We start from the raw sequence: 944 nt of genomic DNA, 5'->3' as shown, positions 1-944 counted from the left end.
GGCGCTTGTGACTGATCCGTGGGTCGCCGGGCCCCTTAAATAGCAGCGCACGCCGCTTCTCGTATAGGTTTTAGAGCGTCTAAACCATCAAACCAAACACAAGAAAACGGCGTGCAACAAACAACCCTATGGCGTAGCGTGCTCGGTGTCGAGTCCACGACCATCATCGAGTCCATCGACTACGACCCCGTCGACGACTGCCTCATCGCGACCGTCAGGCCGTCGAAGAAGCTTAAACCCCGGTGCGGGATCTGCCAGACCAAGAGCCCACGCTACGATGCGGGCGAGGGAACCCGCCGCTGGCGGGCCCTGGATTTGGGCACCACCATGACCTACCTGGAAGCACCAGCCCCACGGGTAAACTGCCCGGCCCACGGGGTCACGGTCGCCTGGTTACCGTGGGCCCGGCACCAGGCCGGACACACTCGGCACTTCGATGAGCAGGCCGCCTGGCTGGCGACCATCACTTCCAAGAACGCGGTCACCGAACTACTACGGGTAGCCTGGCGTACCGTGGGCTCGATCATCGGCAGGGTCTGGGAGGAAACCGAAGCGAAGATCGACCTGTTCGCGGGCCTGAAACGTATCGGGATCGATGAGATCAGTTACAAGAAGGGCCACAAGTACCTGACCGTGGTGGTGTGCCATGACACCGGCCGGCTCGTGTGGGCCGGGGTGGGCCGCACCAAGGACACCCTGCGCCGGTTCTTTGACCTGCTCGAGGCCTCAGGGGCCGGGCGGTGCCAGCTGATCACCCATGTCAGCGCAGACGGGGCGGACTGGATCGGTGATGTCGTGGCCGAGAAATGCATCAACGCGATCCGGTGCGCGGACCCGTTCCATATCGTGCAGTGGGCGATGGAAGCGATGGACGAGGTCCGTAAGGAAGCCTGGAACGAAGCGAGGAAAGAAGCCCGGAAGGAACCGAAACGCGGGCGCGGCAG

Annotated in this window: 1 protein-coding gene; it reads left to right on the top strand. The window is 63.0% G+C overall.

Translation table 11 applies throughout. The features are described from left to right. Positions 1-111 precede the first annotated feature (111 nt). Positions 112-944, top strand: an 833-nt coding sequence (locus OK351_RS17865) for a transposase (RefSeq protein WP_265161770.1), incomplete at its 3' end; no start/stop codon positions are given.

It is taken from the genome of Glutamicibacter sp. MNS18 (assembly GCF_026107515.2).
In the GTDB taxonomy this organism is placed as follows: domain Bacteria; phylum Actinomycetota; class Actinomycetes; order Actinomycetales; family Micrococcaceae; genus Glutamicibacter.
Note: the sequence above shows the minus strand (reverse complement) of the source record. Positions and strands in the feature narration are given on the sequence as shown.